Raw genomic sequence first — 14,062 nt, forward strand, 5'->3', positions numbered from 1 at the left:
GTTCAAGGCGCCAAGCTCGCCAGGAGTTGATCGACCTCGGCGAGCCGGTAGGGCTTGGTGACCAGGTAGATCTGCCGGCACTCTTCCCAGACCTCCCGCGCGCCCGCGGGGTCGCCGAGTGCGGCCAGCACTCTGCCTCGTGCGATCAGCGCATTCGTGCGCACCCACACCTCGACTCGATCGCCGATCAGAGTCATCGCCTCGTCCGAGTAGGCGAGAGCAGTTTCCGGGCGTCCGGCGTCGAGGTACATATCGGTCAGGTTGCCCAGCGCGAGCCCGAGCAGGAACGGCTTGCCGACCGAGCGGTAGAGCTCGACTGCCTCCAATGTGTGGGCGATCGCGTCGGTCAAGGTGCCTTCGGTCTCCGACTCGGCTGCTCCCAGGTTCAGCAAGGAGGTGGCGAGCCGCTGGGGCCGGCCGAGGCGCCGCGCGGCGGTCACCGATTCGCGGTGACATGCGACGGCGGCCCCGAACTCCTTCTGCTTCTGGAGGGCGACCCCTAGGGCACCGAATGTGCTGGCCTGGAGGAGCAGGTCTCCGGCGTCCTGGGCGAGCGGTAGTGCGCGCCGGTGCTCGTCGATCGCCTCTTGACGACGTCCGATGCGGCTCAAACCACAGGCGCGCAGGTAGTGAGCGCGGCCCAGGCTCGCGGCGTCGCCGAGCCGGCCGGCGGCTTGCAGCGCAAGCTCCGCGGTACTTAGTTGCTCAAAGCTGTATCGGGCCGTCTGGAAGTCGCCGAGCAGGGTCGCCAACTGGACGGCCTCGACGTTCCACTGCTTGTCCACCGCAAGGCGCATCAGCTGACCGAACAGGACTTGCCGTTGTTCGAACCAGGCGACGGCATCGTCGAACCCGGCAAATTCCGCCAGGACGACTCGGGGACCGGGCGGTCCGCCGAAGTCCTGCCGCGCGGCGTCGAAGGCAGCAGCCCGCGCGTTGTCCAGACTTCTGAGATACCAATCCATCAGCCGGGCGCCGGCGTCGTCCACTTCAGGATCCGCCGCGGCGAGCTCGGCGGCCAGCGCCGCGACCAGATCATGTGAGCGATAGACCGTACGTCCGACCATCTCCACCAAGTGGGCCGCCGCGAGCCGGTCCAGGATCCGTTGCGCTGCCTCCACCTCGACGTCGATCAGCGCCGCCGCGACCGCGGGCTCGATGTCCGCGCTCGGATGCAGGCCGATGAGCCGGAAGGATCGCGCCAGCTCCGGCGCCAGCGCCTGGTACGACCACGAGATCACACCGCGGACGTCGGCCGTCGGGTCGTCGGGATCTGTCAGCAGGTCCAGGCGCTGTGCGGACGCCTGCAACGAGTCGAGCGTGTCCCGCAGCGACGACCCCGGGTACCGGCTGGACTGCTGCGCGGCGATGACCAACGCCAGCGGCAGGTGCGCGCAAAGAGCTGCGAGATCAGATGCGGCCTCGTGATCAACGATCGCCTGATCGGACACCGCCGAGAGCAGCGACAGCGAATCGGCGTCCGGCATCGCGCGGACGGTATGCCGGGCGGCGCCATCGCGGATCGCCAAGCCACGCAGCTCATTGCGACTGGTCACCACCGCCAGACTCCCCTGCGGGGGAAGCAGCGGCCGGACTTGCTCCGCATCTCTTGCGTTGTCGAGGAGCACCAGCATCGGACGCTCGGCCAGCCGGGTCCGCCACAGCGCGGAAAGCTCGGCTTCTCCGAGCGGCAGCGAGCCGGCCGGTACGCCGATCGATCGCAGCAACATGCCCAATGCCGCGGACGGGCTGAGCGGAGCCTCGGCGCTGTAGCCGCGCAGATCGACGTACAGCTGACCGTGCGGGTAACTCGGCAGGAGACGCTGGATCCAATGGATGGCCAACGTGGTCTTACCGATCCCGCCCGGGCCGTGCAACGCGACTATCGTGACGCCCGTTCGGCTCAACAGGCCGTCCAGCGCCTTCAGGTCCTGCGACCGACCGGTGAACCACGGAACCGGCGACGGCAGCTGACGTGGGACCGGCGACTCGACGTTGCCGCCCGCCGGGGCAAGTGACAGCAGGACTTGATGAAGCTGCTGCAGCCGCGGTGACGGGTCGGCGCCCATCGACTCGGCCAGGTGGCTCCGGATCTGCTCGTAGCTGTCCAGCGCCTCGGCCTGCCGGCCGGACCGCTGCAGCGCAAGGATCAGTCGCTCCCACAACGACTCGCGCAGTGGAAACCGTCCGACCAGCTCACGCAACTCCCCGATGTATCCGGCCGACCCGATCCCCTCGAGATCAAGGTCGAAACGAGCCTCGACTGCCGTCAGGTAGGACTCCAGCAGGGCCGGTCGATGCTCGCGCTCGAGGACCGGCGCATCCACGCCGGTCAGCGGCTCTCCGCGCCAAAGCTCGAGCGCACCGGCGACCAAGGCCCGAGCCGCCGCCGGTTCGGCGTCCTGACTCTGCCGGACCAACTCCACCGCCTGTAATGCATCGACCTGGTTGGGAGGCAGGTCGAGTGCATAACCGCCGGCAAGAGTACGAATCAGCTCGGGCCCCAGCAGTTGCCGCAGGCGCCGCACATTGTTCTGCAAGGCACTCCGCGGCGATACCGGCGGCGAATCGTCCCACAGCCGCTCCACGAGTGCCTCTACGCTGACCGCCCGGCCCACTGAGAGCGCCAGCGCCGCAAGTAGCGCACGCTGGCGCCCCGCCGGGATGTCGACCACGCGACCATCGGCCGCGGTCACCTCGAACGGCCCCAGCAGACCGACGCGAACAAGCGACTCGCTCAAACGCCCCCTCGGGTAGGACTGAGTGCCCAGATTCTACTGGTTCATCGGTGTACTGCGATGTTGCCGAAGGCTGCCTGACCGGACGAGACCAGGCCGATGTTGCCGTTGCGGAAAGCGGAGTCTGTGGCGCGCACCGATGCCAGGATCCGCTCCGAGCCGACCGCTCGAAGCTCAGCGCCGATTCGGGCGCCGTTGGCAACAACCGTCAAGCGGTACTTCGCGCCAACGACCACTCCCCCCTTGACGGCGGTGGTCGCGAGCACGACGGGAGCTTTCTGATGGGCGTTCCGTCCGAGCACAAGCTTGCCGTCGGCACCAATCGTGGCGAAGTAGCCGTCCTGCGACGTCGGGGCCAGCTCTGGATCGGTCACCCGGAACACCAACCCTGCAGTGCTTTCCGCGCCGTTGACGGTCACATCGGTGGCAGCGCGGTAGTCATTCCAACCAGTCGAACCAACCAGACTCTTTCCGCCTGCACCGGATTGGACATAGGTGTTACCGGCACCCACCGACCAGGTCCCGCTGTAGCGGACCCAACCGGGGTCGTCGCCGGCGCTGAAATCCGCACGGTACGGCAGTGTCCCGACGTTGGCCTGCCCGGCGAACACGCCGCAGTGGGTGCTTCCTGGACGTCCGGCGGGCGAGTCGAGACGTAGCTGTCGGCCGTCCTTCGAAGGCAGCAGTGAGGCGCCCCAGAGCGTGCCGTCGCATTCTTTCGGCTTGAACGGTAGGTGCATCCGGTGCCAGGTCTTGCCGAGGTCGTAGCTCACCAAGGCGGACTGCAGTTGTTCAGGAGTTTGCTTCGGCTCCCGGCTGTCGATGCTGTACCCGGCACTGAGGATCAGTTGTCCGCGCGGCCCGCCGCCGGGAGCCCAGACCACGTACGGATAGCTCGCCAGGTAGCGATGGTCGGCCGTCTGCGGACGCCGGCCGAGGTCGGCCGGATCCCCCCAGTTGATGCCGTCGGTGGACTCCTTGATCATCGCGTCCGCGGCGATCGGCGCGCCGACGAGTTCGTAACTGAGCACAAAGCGGCCATTGGGCAGTCTGGTCACGATCGGCATCCCGGGGCGCAGGTGTTGCGGCGGTGCAGCCACGACGTCGGTCACCGGCCCCCACCTGTCACCGCCGTCCGGCGAAACGATCTGGCTGAGCTTCTGGGAGTGAGCGGGGTCCCGCTCGTCGGAGAAATGCATCACCAGCTTGCCGTTGGCCGCGACGTACAGGAACGGTTCCCAGATCGGTCGCTTGTCGGCGCTGCTCTGCTGGGCTACGCCGACGTACTTCCAGCTTCGGCCATGATCGGGGCTGCGCCAGACCTGAACCTCGGCCAGCGCCTTGGCCGGATCCCACACCAGCCCGGCCAGCAGGATGGTGCCGGCTGGGTACCGGCCGATCCGTTGCGGCAGTTCGAGTAAGGACGGCGTCCATTTCACCGGCGAGGGGCGACCCTCCCCGGACTGACCGTCTTCGACCGTTGCGATGGTCTTCCAGCTGCGACCGTCGTTCGTGCTCCGCTTGATCAGGTAAGGCACGGATGCACTGGAATTGGGCTTCCAGTGCTCGAACGTGCTGATCAACGTGCCGTTCTCCCGGCCGGCGTGCTGCAGCCGGAGCGTGCGGATCGCCAGCCCCTTGTCGCCCGGATCGGCGAACTCGTGGATGGGCCGCCCGTCCCCGTTGGCCGCCGCCTGCTCGTACGCGGCGGGCTGCAGGAGGACGGCCGCAGCGGCCAGGGCCAGGACGGCGACGATCAGCCGGCCTCGTTTCGATGACGTGGACACTACTCACCTCAATCTTCGAATTACTGAAAATAGCTTCAGGATTCAGAATATGAAGGCAAAACATCGATGACAACCCCTTGCTGCCACCGACAGATTCTCCTACGCTTCGGTTTACGGGGTTCTCCTTCGAAATACCGAATAAATGCCAGCCGCAGCTCTCGCGCCCGCAGGAGGAAACCAATCATGCGTTTGAACAAGTGGTCGCGCCGATTACTCATCGGCGTCCTCGCCTTCGTCCTCTCGCTGGCGACCTCAGTGGTTGCGAGTGCCAACGACCCCGGTTATCAGCTGCACACGTTCACCAACCCGGACGAGCGCGGTCTCGCCGCGCGCGTGATCAGGCTCCAGCACGCCGGCGCGCAGAACGGCACGCTGATCTCGACTTTCGAGCACTGGATCCCGAACGGCTTCCCGACCGTTCCCTACCTGATCAAACGCAGTGTCGACGACGGCGCGACCTGGTCGACGATCGCGACTCTCGAGGACGGCGAGACCGGCGCCGGACGGCCGTGGCCGGTGAAATGGACGCCGACCCTGCTGGAACTGCCGGCCGCCGCCGGTGGCTTTCCCGCCGGAACGCTGCTGATGGTCGGGCTGGTCTGGAATCCGTTCAGCGGCCAGGCCGAGCTGCAGCTGTGGCGAAGCACGAACCAGGGCGTGAACTGGACGTACGGCGGCGTCATCCAGAGCGGCGGAAAGTTCTACGAGCCGTTCCTCTACATCGACGGCGCGGGCCGGGTCGTGGTCGTCTTCGCCGACGAGCGCCAGCATCCGACCTTCAACCAGAAGGTCGTGCAGATCACCAGCGCTGACGGCGGCACGACCTGGTCCCCGGTGCAGAACGTCCTGGCCAACGGCAACGGAGTCGACCGGCCGGGGATGGCGGTCGTGACCAAGCTGCCCGACAACACCTATCGAATGGTCTTCGAGGTCTGCGGCGTCGGTACGCCGGGATGTCAGGTACGCATCAAGCAGTCCGCCGACGGCGCGAACTGGGGATCACCCACCGACTACGGGACCCGGCCCGAGGCCGACGGCCGCTTTCTGACGAGCGGGCCGTACGTCACTTGGGCGCCCGGTGACACTCCGGCAGGCCAGCTCATCGTGTCCGGAGCCGGTACGTGGCGGACGGTCGACAACCAGATCTTCGGGCCGGAGAACTACCAGACCCTGTTCGTCAGCTACGACCTCGGCGCGACCTGGCACCGGATGCCGACGCCGTTCCGGCCTGCAGGCAACTATCCCGAGAAGGGCCCCTGCGCCGAACCGGACGGGACGAACTGGAGCGGAACCCTGCTGCCCTCGGCCGACGGTTCCTCGATCCGCTGGATGACCTCGGGCCCGCGCGCCGGAAGTATCCAGTGCAACGCCTGGACACAGGCGGCGAATGTCGGGACCATCCCGCGCTCGGACACCTTTGCCTCCGGCAACGGACCTGGCTGGATCAACTACGGCGGGGCCTGGGGCGTCTCGTCCGGCGCCTATCGGGAGACCTCGGGCGGCGGCAGCGGGACGAAGTCGCTGACCGGATCCACCGGGTGGACGAACTACACGGTGGCGGCCGACGTCACGCAGTCCAGTTCGGGTGGTGATGCGGGCGTACTGTTCCGGGTCACGAACCCCAACATCGGCACCGATGCGCACCGCGGGTACTACGCCGGGATCGGGGTCGGCGGCACCCTCTTCATCGGCAAGCAGGACTACAACTACTCGACGCTGGGCGCGGTGCCCGTGACCGGCGGCGTGACGACCGGTACGGCGTACCGGGTCACGGTGACCGCGAAGGGGTCACAGCTCACAGCTACGGTTCGGCCGGCCGGGGCGTCGACTCCGGTCACCACGCTGACCGTCAACGACTCGTCCTTCCTCACCGGTCAGGTGGGGATCCGCAACCTCGATACCGCGGCGGCGTTCGACAACTTCACGGTCGATGCGATCGCCGCACCGAACCTGCCCGCAAGCGCCACCTTCGGTACCGACGAGGCCGGCTGGATCCCGTACGGCGGAGCCTGGCAGGTCGCCGGCGGTACCTACCAGCAGACGAGCACCGCCAGCGAAGCGAAGTCGCTGATCGGCCGGGCCACGTGGTCGAACTACACCACCCGCGCCGACGTCTCGATCGGCGGCAGTACCGGGGACGCCGGAGTGCTCTTCCGCGCATCGAATCCCGGGGTCGGGACCGACAAACTCCGCGGGTACTACGCCGGGATCTCCACCGGGGGCAACCTGTTCATCGGAAAACAGAACCAGAACTACACCACGCTCGGCATCACGCCGATCTCCGGCGGAGTCACCGCCAACAGCTTCTATCGGGTCTCCCTCGGCGGTTCAGGTTCGTCGCTCACGGCAACGGTCACGCCACCTGGCGGTGGTGCGGCACTGGCAGCGCTGACCGTCACCGACGCGACCTTCACCGCAGGTCTGGCAGGGGTACGCACCTTCGACGATTCCGCCCAGTTCGACAACGTGTCGATCACCTGATTCTCGGGTCGAGAGGAGAGGTGATGGGTGTGCAGGCCCCTGAGGCCAGTGCCCGGCGGATCCGGCAGCAACTGGATCTGCCGGACTCGGCGCAGGCCGGGCTGGAGGTGCTGGCCGGGCTTCAGCCGTCGGCTGACTCACTGCAGCTTCCGGACGACGCCGAGGCCGTGGATGCGATGCGGTGGCTGGATATCAGTCCCGTTGATCGCGCCGACGTCCTCAGCGCTCGCCCGAGCCGGACCGATGACGAAGGCGTCTGGTGGATCATCGAGCGGTGCGGCCGGCAGTTGCGCGCGACGATGGGGAGTACGGGGCCGCTCAGCGACTGGCCCGACCTGTCCGGGTACGGGCCGGTCGGGCGGTTCGCCTACGTGTGGGTGTTCGTCGCCGCGCTTCCGGCGGTCCGCGCCTACCACGCGGAGCGCGGGATCTCGCCCGAGGTATCGCGTGAGATCCTCCGCGTGATCGCCGACCAGATGGCCAACCGGCGCGCCATCTTCGGCACTGGCGGCCTGCACACGCAGAACTGGGTGACGCACCACTTCCGGGGCGCCATCTACGCGCTCGGACGCTTGCATTGCGAGCGTCTGGTGCTGGCACCTGGAACGGTTGTCGACGATGGCGGCCCCGGTTCCGGGGACGCGGTGCTGGGGCTCCACATACCGGAGGGCCGCCTCACACCGGAGTCGGTGGACGCCTCGTTGTCGGCGGCATCGATCTTCTTCGGCCGGCACTTCCCCGAGGAGTCGTACCGGTACGCCGTCTGCACGTCCTGGGTGCTCGATCCGCAACTCGTCGAGTACCTCGGGGCCGAGACCAACATCATCCGCTTCCAGCAGCGCTTCACGCTGCGCCCGGCCGGCTCGACCGACGATGCCGCGACCGTCGTGGAGTTCCTCTTCAAACGTCCACTGGCACAACTGCACGACCTACCTCGGTCGACGACTCTTCAACGCGCTGTCGTCGACCACATCGAGGCCGATCGGCCTTGGCACTTCCGCACCGGATGGCTGCGGCTCCCCGAAGGAGATTGACATGAACAGCACCACCTCCAGTACAGGCTCCATCAGCCGGCGGACGCTGCTACGACTGACGGCCGCGACCGGCGTCCTCGCCGCGGCGGGCTGCAGTGGCAACGGATCGAAGTCCGGAGCCTCGACGGTGCCGACGTACTGGACGCAGCCGAACGCCGAGCAGAAGGAGATGGCAGCGTTCCTGAGCGAAATCGAGAAGGGTTTCGCGAAGGCCAATCCGAACCAGACGGCCAAGACGCTCCTGGTGCCGTGGGAAGACTCGCTGACGAAGTACACGGCGGCCTTCTCCGGCGGCAACCCGCCGGACGTGACTTACCAGATCATTCCCTGGATGAACAAGTGGCGACAGACGAACGTCCTTGCCGACTTCAACAAGCTCGCCCCGAAAGAGGACCTCGACGCCCTGCTGGCCGGGGTGAACCCGCGGCACATCGAGGTCGCCAAAGGCCCGAACGGCGAGCTGTTCGCGATCCCGTACGTCACCGACACCGGCCACAACCTGACCGTGAACGCCGAGATCTGGGAGAAGGCCGGCAAGCCGAAACTCCCGACGACGTACGCCGAGATGATCGAGTTCGCGAAGGCGACCACGATGGACACCAGCGGCCGGCGGCTCGGTGACGCCGGGTTCGACAAGAGCAAGGTCGCGCACTACGGAATGACCTGGCCGCTGGTGCCCTCCATCCAGGAGAACTACATCTGGCACTACTTCTGGTCGTTCGGGACGGAGTACATGTCGGCCGACGGCAAGGACATCGGCTTCGACAACGAAGCGGGACGCGCGGCGCTGGAGAACATGAAGGCGATGGTCGACTCCGGGGCGGCCACGCCCGCGGGCCTGTACACCGATGAGTCGAAATGGACCAACGCGATGGTGTCCGGGAAGTCGGCCATGCAGTGGACGCACGCCCTGACAGCGGATCAGGCCAAGGCGTTCCCCAAGGCCCGGCTGATGGTTCTGGAACCCCCGAAGGGACCGAAGGGCGACCAGTTCCTGGTCGGCGGCTGCGGTTTCATCGCCGTCTCGGCGAAGAGCAAGAACCTCGAGAACGCGTACAAGCTCGCGAAGTACATCCTGACGCCGGCGCCGAAGGAGCAGTACACCCGGATGATCCTCGGGGTGCCGATCCAGGGCAGCAAGGGCGCCTTCTACACGAATCTGCCGGATCCGCGGATGAACGAGTTCATGAACGAGGCCGGCAAGATGACGGGGTTCCAGCGCATCCCGCCCGCGCTGAAGTTCCAGCCCAACGAGTATCTGCTCGGTAAGATCAACGACTTCCTCACCGGGCGCCAGTCACTGGACGCGATGATCAAGGACGCCGGCAAGCAGATCAAGCAGATGGCCGCCGCGGCCGCATGATCAGTCGTCGCCTTCGGGAGACAGCTGTCGCCGGGCCCTTCCTGAGCGTGAAGGGCCTGGTCTTCGGCCTGTTCATCCTGGTTCCCTTCGTCTACACCTTCATCCTGACCTTCCAGCGCGGCAGTCTGCTCACGGGGATGCGCTGGGGCGGCCTGAGCAACTATCGGACGGTCGTCACCGACACGCTGTTCCGGGACGCGCTGAAGAACACGCTGCTCTTCATGCTCGTCTGTACTCCGGTGACGCTGGTGGTCTCAGCGGCGGTCGGCCTGTTGCTGTCCTCGAGCTTGCGCGGTATGGCGGTGCATCGCGCGCTGATCTACCTGCCGTCGCTGCTGTCCGTGGTGGCAACAGGTCTGATCTGGAAGGTGCTCCTCGATCCCGAACAGGGACCGCTGCACTTGTTGATGTTGCGGGGCTTCGGGCTGGACGTACCGTGGCTCACCAATGGGACGGTCGCCATCGTCCTGCTCGCGTTCATCACCGCCTGGAGCACCTGCGGCTTCTACGGCCTGGTCTTCATGGCCGCGTTCAACGGCATCGACACCGAACTGCTCGAAGCCGCCCGCATCGACGGCGCCGGACCGTGGCAGGTCCTCGTCCAGATCAAGCTGCCGCTGATCCAGCCGGTGGCGCAGGTCGTTCTGGCGCTGCTGACGATCAACTGCGTACAGGTCTTCGACCTGGTCTTCGTGCTCACGAACGGCGCACCGGGAACCGCTACCTACACAGCGATGTGGTACGTCTACCAGAACGCGTTCAACGGCGGCTCGGTCGCGTATGCCGCGACCATGAGCGTGATGCTGCTGATCCTGACCGCGTTGATTTCCGCGCTGTTCCTGGCGCGACGTACGGGGGCGGATGCCGATGCCTAGCCGTCGCTGGCCTGTGAGTGTGGCGATGCACACGACTGCGGCCGTTACCAGCTTCTTGTTCGCGGCGCCGGTGCTCATCGTGCTCGTGGCGTCCTTGAAATCGTCGACCTTCCTCGACTTCTCCTGGGCGCCGCAGGATTGGACGCTGCGCAATTACCGCGAGGTCCTCGGTGATCCCCTGTTCCCGCGGTACGTCGCCAACAGCTTCCTCGTCGGCGGCGTGGTCACGGGGTTGACCGTGCTCGTCGACCTGCTGGCCGCCTATGCGTTCGCGAAGCTGAGATTTGTTGGGCGGGACAAGATTTTCGCGTTGTTGCTGGCGACAATGATGTTGCCGTTCTCGGCCACGCTCGTCCCCGTCTACCTGATCGTTGCCAAGCTCGGCATGGTCGATACCTACCCTGGGATGGTTGTCCCGGCGCTGGCCGCGCCTTTCGGTGTGTTCTTGTTGCGGCAGTTCATTCGCGGTATCCCGGACTCGCTGCTCGAGTCGGCCCGAATCGACGGCGCATCGGAGTTGCGGATCTTCGCCAGCGTCATCCTGCCGTTGTGCCGGCAGCCGATGGCGGTCCTCGCGATCTTCACCTTCGTGGGGAGCTGGAACTCGTTCCTGTGGCCGCTGCTCATCGCGCAGTCACCCGAGATGCGGACGCTGACCGTGGGGATCGCGACGACGAACACCCAGTTCACCCAGAACATCGGCGGGACGACCGCGGTCGCCGTCCTGAGCCTGCTGCCGATGGCGGTGCTGTTCCTCGCGTTCCAGCGGTACTTCATCCGGGGAGTTCTCGCCGGTGCGCTCAAAGCCTAGTCAATCCGAAGAATACTTGTTGAGGAGTTGGTTCTGATGGCTTCCCGTGGTCCGTCGCCTTTTCCGTCCGGCGGCCTGAAGGCGGTCCTGGTCGGCGGCAACACCGTTGGCGCGGCGGTGCGCGAGCGCGAGCCGCGCGCCGACGATTACCGGCATGTCGACACGCCGGGGCTGATCCGCAAGCTCCGCGACCTGTCGGTCAACACCTATCTGTACGGGATCTGGGACTCTCCGACCGACTTCGACGATCTGCGGCGGGAGTTCCTGCCTGCGGCCGAAGCGGCTGGGATCTCGGTCATTCCGTATCTCGTTCCCCCCAGTGAAACCAGCGAGAACGGCCGCGCATCCCGACCTTTCCTGCTCGATTTCGTGACCTGGGCCACCGAGATCGCCGAGCTCTCCACCCGGCACAAGAATTTGGTCGCCTGGGCGATCGACGACTTCGAATTCGAGCTCAACGCGAAGCTGTTCACGCCGGAATACATGCAGAACATCGTCGATGCGGCGGCCGCGGTGAATCCTGAGCTCCGCTTCTACACCTGTGCGTACTACGGGGCCGCTACGAGCGACGGTTTTCTCGACAAGTACGGACCGTACGTCGACGGGATCATCTATCCGTTCCTCGACGGCCACCACGAGAACACGACAGTCGCCGGATCGCTCGCGGAGTGTCTCGACGCTGTTCTCGAGTTCACCCGGCCGCGAGAGCTGGAACTGATCCCGCTGATCTACGCCGGCCGCTTCCTCGATGCTCCGCTGGCGCCGACCGAGGACTACGTCGCCGCGACGCTGGAGGTCGCCGCCCAGTATGCGGCTGATGGGAGGACGGGCGGGACCATCGCGTACGGAACCCAGTTGGACGATGCGCCGACGCCGGCGTCCGACAACAAGGCCATGTACGGGACCGGGAGGCTGGCCCTGATCGCGCCGCGCGTACCGGTCCCGGCCGGTGCGACGGCAGCGGCGTCACAGGTGGTTGACGTCGACCCGAGCGTCGGACGGCAAGAGATCTCGTTCTGGTACCACCGCTGGTTCCATTCCCGAGGTGTTCAGCCGGGCACCTACATGCTGGAGCTCCTGATCGATGATGTCGTTGCCTGGGGGATCGACATCGCCGAGCAGCCGTGGGCGGTGTGGACACAAGGCGACGGCATGATGGGGCCGGTCGATGTCACAGCCCATACGCGCGGACGAGACCGGGTTCGGGTCAGCTTCCGGCTCCGCGCGCTTCGTGACGTGTCGCTGTCGTACGTCGACGTCGGGGTGGACAACGTGGAGACGATCGGCCTTTCCTTGCGGAACGGTGGCTTCGACGAGCAGCAGGATTGGGACCTGACGATGCAGGGGCCGCTGCTCGCTGTGACCGATCTGTTCGTGCCGGACCGGCCGGCTCGGATCCGACGCGCTGTCACCCGGTCGTTCGCTGCCAATTGATCCCACCTGATGGCGCCGCGGTCCAGGTCGACGAGAACTACTGACCTGGACCGGCGGGCCAGGGACGCTGAACGGCGAGAGCGCTCTCTGCGTACTCGGCGAGGGCCAGGGCGGTCAGGTCCTGGTGGTGGGGTACGGCGAGTTGGGCGCCGATCGGCAGGCCGGTGGCGGACCAGCCGACGTTGACGGTGGTCGCCGGATGCGCGGACATGTTGTAGGGGACCGTGAAAGCTATGTGCTCGAAGGGCTTTGCGGGATCGTCGGTGGGGTAGGCGAGCTCGGCGGGGAACGCCGTGATCGGGGCGACGGGCGAGAGGATGACGTCGTAGCGCGTGAAGACGGCGGTGACGGCGGCGGCCATGGCGCCCATTTGGCTGTAGCCGTGGAAGACGTCGAAACCGGTGAGTTCGGCCGCGGTCGAGACCCAGTCGCGGATCTGCGGGAGAACCTTTGCTCGGCGTTCTTCGGGGAGGGCGGCGATATCCGCGGCGGACCGGATCCGCCAGAAGCGGTCGAGGCCGTCGAGCATCGCTCGGTTGATGATCGGCGGGATCGGCTCGACGACGGCACCGGCTTTCTCGAAGGCGGCGGCGAGGGCGGTGACGGCCGCGGTGACCTCGGGGCCGACGGGGAGGCCGAGTCCGGCGTCCAGGAGCAGGGCAACGCGGAGACCGGGGCGGAGAGCGCTCTCTGGCGTTCTCGGGATGTTCGCGGGCGGCGGCGGGTACGACGTGTGATCACGCGGGTCGTACCCGGAGAGGACCGTGAGGGTGAGGGCGGCGTCCGCTGCGGAGCGGGTCATCGGCCCGATTGCCCTGCCTGGGTAGGGATTTCCGACCGCGATCCGGCCGTGGGTCGGCTTGAGGCCGACGAGACCGCACCAGCCGGCCGGGAGCCGGATCGAGCCGCCGATATCCGTGCCCAGGTGGATCGGTCCGTACCCCGCCGCGGCGGCCGCGCCGGCACCCGCGCTCGAACCGCCCGGCGTTTTCGAGAGGTCCCAGGGGTTGCGGGTCAGGTGATGGAAGGTCGAGACGCCGGACGAGAGCATCCCGTACTCCGGCATCGTCGTCTTGCTGAAGATGACCGCGCCGGCCGCTCGGAGTCGTGCGGCGGCGGGCGCGTCCTCGAGCGCGGGGACAAGCTCGGTCGCCGCCGTGCCCTGTGGGACCGGGGTGCCGCGCGTGGCGATGTTCTCCTTGACGGTCGCCGGGACGCCGTCGAGCGCACCCGCGGTACCGGCGAGCCAGCGGGCCTCGGAGTCCCGCGCGGCCGCACGGGCGGCGTCCGGGTCGAGGGCGTAGGTCGCGCACAGGTGCGGCTCAAGTTGTTCGACACGCTGAAGGACGTCCTCGATCACCTCGACCGGCGAGAGAGAGCGCTTCCGGTAGTTCTCGAGCAGCTCGGTGGCGGTCAGGTCGGCCAGGCTCATACGCGCTCCTCAGGAGGTAGGTCGAAACGGCCGTCAGGTCCAGTCCGGTGACTGAGTTGGATGGGTGGGCGGGTAGGTCAGCCGGGTGAGTCAAGGGATGAACGGGT

At 66.8% G+C, this 14,062-nt stretch carries 9 protein-coding genes; 6 read left to right on the top strand and 3 right to left on the bottom strand.

Annotated features, from left to right (window positions below; all coding sequences use genetic code 11):
* Positions 1-2: 2 nt before the first annotated feature.
* Positions 3-2,741 (bottom strand): AfsR/SARP family transcriptional regulator, encoded by a 2,739-nt coding sequence (locus HPO96_RS34190; protein WP_171678588.1) that lies wholly within the window; start codon positions 2,739-2,741, stop codon positions 3-5.
* A 41-nt stretch (positions 2,742-2,782) separates the two neighbouring features.
* Complete coding sequence (locus HPO96_RS34195; RefSeq protein ID WP_171678590.1) at positions 2,783-4,525, bottom strand: exo-alpha-sialidase; 1,743 nt, start codon at positions 4,523-4,525, stop codon at positions 2,783-2,785.
* A 183-nt stretch (positions 4,526-4,708) separates the two neighbouring features.
* On the opposite strand from HPO96_RS34195, the gene HPO96_RS34200 reads away from it, so the two are divergent.
* Genes HPO96_RS34200 through HPO96_RS34225 form a run of 6 tightly spaced genes read left to right on the top strand, consistent with a single transcriptional unit; the run spans position 4,709 to position 12,523 of the window.
* Entirely contained in the window at positions 4,709-7,006 is a 2,298-nt protein-coding gene (locus HPO96_RS34200; RefSeq protein ID WP_171678592.1) for a sialidase family protein, read from the top strand.
* A gap of 23 nt (positions 7,007-7,029) precedes the next feature.
* Complete coding sequence (locus HPO96_RS34205; protein ID WP_171678594.1) at positions 7,030-8,040, top strand: acyltransferase domain-containing protein; 1,011 nt, start codon at positions 7,030-7,032, stop codon at positions 8,038-8,040.
* A gap of 1 nt (position 8,041) precedes the next feature.
* A complete protein-coding gene (locus HPO96_RS34210; protein WP_171678596.1) occupies positions 8,042-9,403 on the top strand; it encodes an ABC transporter substrate-binding protein in 1,362 nt (453 codons plus the stop codon).
* Complete coding sequence (locus tag HPO96_RS34215) at positions 9,400-10,278, top strand: carbohydrate ABC transporter permease (protein WP_171678598.1); 879 nt, start codon at positions 9,400-9,402, stop codon at positions 10,276-10,278. Before HPO96_RS34210 ends, HPO96_RS34215 begins: the two co-directional genes overlap by 4 nt.
* Before the next feature lie 25 nt (positions 10,279-10,303).
* A complete protein-coding gene (locus HPO96_RS34220) occupies positions 10,304-11,089 on the top strand; it encodes a carbohydrate ABC transporter permease (protein ID WP_171678600.1) in 786 nt (261 codons plus the stop codon).
* 36 nt (positions 11,090-11,125) lie between these two features.
* Positions 11,126-12,523 carry a hypothetical protein gene (locus tag HPO96_RS34225; protein WP_171678601.1) on the top strand — a complete coding sequence of 466 codons (1,398 nt, stop codon included), beginning with the start codon at positions 11,126-11,128 and terminating at the stop codon, positions 12,521-12,523.
* 37 nt (positions 12,524-12,560) lie between these two features.
* Here the strand turns inward: HPO96_RS34225 and HPO96_RS34230 are convergent, their stop codons facing one another.
* Complete coding sequence (locus HPO96_RS34230) at positions 12,561-13,955, bottom strand: amidase (protein WP_171678603.1); 1,395 nt, start codon at positions 13,953-13,955, stop codon at positions 12,561-12,563.
* Positions 13,956-14,062 lie beyond the last annotated feature (107 nt).

The organism is Kribbella sandramycini (assembly GCF_013131805.1).
In the GTDB taxonomy this organism is placed as follows: Bacteria; Actinomycetota; Actinomycetes; order Propionibacteriales; family Kribbellaceae; genus Kribbella; species Kribbella sandramycini.

Bases quoted from the DNA above. Each gene is read 5' to 3' on its own strand.
- HPO96_RS34200 (WP_171678592.1), top strand. From the start codon at position 4,709: ATGCGTTTGAACAAGTGGTCGCGCCGATTACTCATCGGCGTCCTCGCC.
- HPO96_RS34205 (WP_171678594.1), top strand. From the start codon at position 7,030: ATGGGTGTGCAGGCCCCTGAGGCCAGTGCCCGGCGGATCCGGCAGCAA.
- HPO96_RS34210 (WP_171678596.1), top strand. From the start codon at position 8,042: ATGAACAGCACCACCTCCAGTACAGGCTCCATCAGCCGGCGGACGCTG.
- HPO96_RS34215 (WP_171678598.1), top strand. From the start codon at position 9,400: ATGATCAGTCGTCGCCTTCGGGAGACAGCTGTCGCCGGGCCCTTCCTG.
- HPO96_RS34220 (WP_171678600.1), top strand. From the start codon at position 10,304: ATGCACACGACTGCGGCCGTTACCAGCTTCTTGTTCGCGGCGCCGGTG.
- HPO96_RS34225 (WP_171678601.1), top strand. From the start codon at position 11,126: ATGGCTTCCCGTGGTCCGTCGCCTTTTCCGTCCGGCGGCCTGAAGGCG.
- HPO96_RS34230 (WP_171678603.1), bottom strand. From the start codon at position 13,955: ATGAGCCTGGCCGACCTGACCGCCACCGAGCTGCTCGAGAACTACCGG.